This is a genomic window from Kitasatospora sp. NPDC094016, from assembly GCF_040304045.1.
Classification (GTDB): domain Bacteria; phylum Actinomycetota; class Actinomycetes; order Streptomycetales; family Streptomycetaceae; genus Kitasatospora.
The window spans coordinates 1-3,404 of record NZ_JBEOUK010000097.1; the positions used below are offsets into that span (position 1 = coordinate 1).

1 protein-coding gene is annotated in these 3,404 nt (G+C 74.2%); it reads right to left on the reverse strand.

Translation table 11 applies throughout. From position 1 onward, the window contains the following. Window positions 1–3,404, reverse strand: a 3,404-nt coding sequence (locus tag ABT015_RS37805; RefSeq protein WP_350887862.1) for a non-ribosomal peptide synthetase, incomplete at both ends; no start/stop codon positions are given.

A 3,404-nucleotide genomic window follows, 5' to 3' on the forward strand; every position in this document is an offset into this window, starting at 1 on the left:
CGGACCACGTCGCCGGTGCGGTACATGCGGCTCCCGCCCGCCTCGAACGGGCAGGCGACGAACCGACCCGCCGTCAGACCCGACCGGTTCAGATATCCCCGCGCCAGACCCGCGCCCGCGACGTACAGCTCCCCCGGCACGCCGGGCGGTACCGGGCGCAGCCGCTCGTCCAGCACGTACACCCGTGCGTTGGCGATCGGTCGGCCGATCGGCGGCACGCCCGAACCGGGCGACAGGGGGTCGCTCATGGTCGCGCACACCGTCGTCTCCGTCGGGCCGTACGCGTTGACCATCCGGCGCCCGGGCGCCCAGCGGGCCACCAGCTCCGGCGGGCACGCCTCGCCCGCCACCACCAGCGTTGACACCGTCACCGCGCCCTCCGGCAGGGCCGCCAGGACGGACGGGGGCACGGTCGCGTGGGTGACCGCGAGGCCCGGGTCGGTCAGCGCGGCGACCGGCTCCGCCGCCGGCGGCAGCACCAGCGCCGCACCGCACAGCAGCGCGGTGAAGATCTCCGACACCGAGGCGTCGAAACTGGGCGAGGCGAACTGGAGCACCCGACTGCCGGGATCGATCGCGAACCGCTCGATCTGCGCGGCCACCAGACTCGCCACACCACCATGCGCGACCACGACACCCTTGGGACGCCCCGTCGAACCCGAGGTGTAGATCACGTACGCCGGATGCCGGACATCGAGCACGACCCCAGGGTCGGTGTCCGGCCAGTCGCCCTCGACCACCATGGCCGAGTCGTCGACCACCAGCGCCGGGCAGGCGTCCTCCAGCATGTACGCGATCCGCGCCGCCGGGTACGCCGGATCCACCGGCAGATACGCGGCACCCGCCTTCAACACACCCAGGACCGCCACCACCGACTCCACCGAACGCGGCAGCGCCACCGCCACGACCTGCTCCGGACCGACCCCACGAGCGATCAGCGCATGAGCGAACCGGTTCGCCCGGGAGTTCAGCTCGCGGTACGTCAACTCCGCGTCACCACACACCAGCGCGACCGCGTCCGGCGTCGCCGCCACCTGCGCCGCGAACGCCTGCGGCACCGGAACCGCGCCCACCTCGCGGTCGGTCGCGTTGCCCCGCTCCAGCAACCGGTGCCGCTCGTCGGAGTCGAGGAGGTCGACCCCCCCGATCGACCGGCCCGGATCGGCGGTGACCGCCTCCAGCAGGAGCGTCCAGCGCCGCACGAGGGCCTCGACCGTCGAGCGGTCGAACAGGTCGGTGGCGTACTCGACCACGCCGACGATCCCGTCCGGGCTCCCGTCCGGACCGAACTGCTCGACCAGGCTCACCCCGAGGTCGAACTTGGCGGTTCCGGTGGCCACCGCATAGGTGCCCACCTCCAGGCCGGGCAACGAGAACCGGCCCATCGGCGCGTTCTGCACGGCCAGGATCGTCTGGAACAGCGGGTGGTGGGACAGCGAGCGGGACGGGTTCAGCACCTCCACCAGGTGCTCGAACGGCACGTCCTGGTGCGCGTACGCCTCCAGCGCCGTCTCCCGTACCCGGCCCAGCAGTTCGAGGAAGCTCGGGTCCCCGCTCGTGTCGGTGCGCAGCACCAGCGTGTTGACGAAGAACCCGACCAGCTCGTCCAGCGCCTCGTCGGTCCGGCCCGCGATCGGACTGCCGATCGGAATGTCCGTCCCCGCCCCCAGCCGCGTGTACAGCGCCGCCAACGCCGCCTGCAGCACCATGAACAGACTCGTCCCGGTACTGCGGGCCAACTCCGCCAGCGCGGTGTGCAGTTCGGAGCCGAGCTCCAGCCCGACGTGGTCCCCCTGCCAACCGGCGACGGCCGGCCTCGGCCGGTCGACGGGCAGCGGGAGCAGCTCGGGCAGGTCGGACAGCTGCCGCTTCCAGTAGCCGAGTTGCCCGGCGAACCGGCTCTGCGGGTCGGCGGCGTCGCCGAGCAGCTCGCGCTGCCACAGCGTGTAGTCGGCGTACTGCACCGGCAGGTCCACCCAGCCCGGCGCCTGCCCCTCGCTCCGGGTGGCGTAGGCCTCGGCCAGGTCGCGGGCCAGCGGGCCGGTGGACCAGCCGTCACCGGCGATGTGGTGCATGACCAGCAGCAGCACGTGCTCGTCCGGCGCGACCGCGAACAGCCCGGACCGCAGCGGCGGTTCCGCCTCCAGGTCGAAGGGCTGCCGGGCGAACTCGGCGAGCCGATCGAACAGTTCGCTCTTTGACACCTCGGTCAGCCCGGTCCGGGGCCGGGCCGCGGCCGGGTCCAGGACGCGCTGGCAGGGCACGCCGTCGAGCTCCGGGAAGACCGTCCGCAGGCTCTCGTGCCGGGCCACCACGTCGGCCAGCGCCTCGTCCAGCGCCGCCCGGTCGAGCGCGCCGGTCAGGTGAAGCGCCAGCGGGATGTGGTAGGTCGCGGCGGCGGCGTCCATCCGGTGCAGGAACCAGAGCCGGCGCTGGGCGAAGGACAGCGGTACCGGGTCCGGCCGCTCGTGCACGGCCAGCGCCGGGCGGGCGTGGCCCGCCCCGGCCAGCACCTCGGCCAGGCCCGCCACGGTGGGCGCCTGGAAGAGCGCGCGCAGCCCCAGCTCCACACCGAGCACCGAGCGCACCCGTGCGGCCAGCCGGGTGGCGAGCAGGGAGTGCCCGCCCAGGTCGAAGAAGTCGTCGTCAACCCCGACCCCGGACACGCCGAGCACCTCGGCGAACAGCTCGCACAGGATCTGCTCCTGCGGCGTCCGCGCCGCCCGGCCGACCCCGACGACGCCCGCCTCCGGCACCGGCAGAGCCGCCCGGTCCAACTTCCCGTTCGGCGTCAACGGCAACGCCGCCAGCACCACGAACACCGACGGCACCAGGTACTCCGGCAACCGCTCGCGCAGGTACGCCGCCAGTTCCGCCGGACGCGCGTCGGCGCCCGGGCGCGGAGCCACGTAGCCGACGAGCCGGTCGTCCCGGGCCACGACGGCGGCCCGGGCAACGGCGGGATGCGCGCTCAGGGCCGCCTCGACCTCGCCCGGCTCGACCCGGAAGCCGCGCACCTTCACCTGCTCGTCGGCCCGGCCGACGTACTCCAACTCCCCGTCGGCCCGGCGGCGCACCACGTCCCCGGTACGGTACATCCGGTCACCACCCGCCCCGAACGGACAGGCGACGAACCGACCCGCCGTCAGGCCCGGCCGATTCAGATACCCGCGCGCCAGCCCCGGCCCCGCGACGTACAACTCCCCCGCGACGCCCGGCGGTACCGGGCGCAGCCGCTCGTCCAGCACGTACACCCGAAAACCCGCGACCGGCCGCCCGATCGGCGGCACGCCCGACCCGGGCGACAGCGGGGCGCTCATCGTCGCGCACACCGTCGTCTCCGTCGGACCGTACGCGTTGACCATCCGCCGCCCCGGCGCCCAGCGCGCCACCAGCTCCGGCGG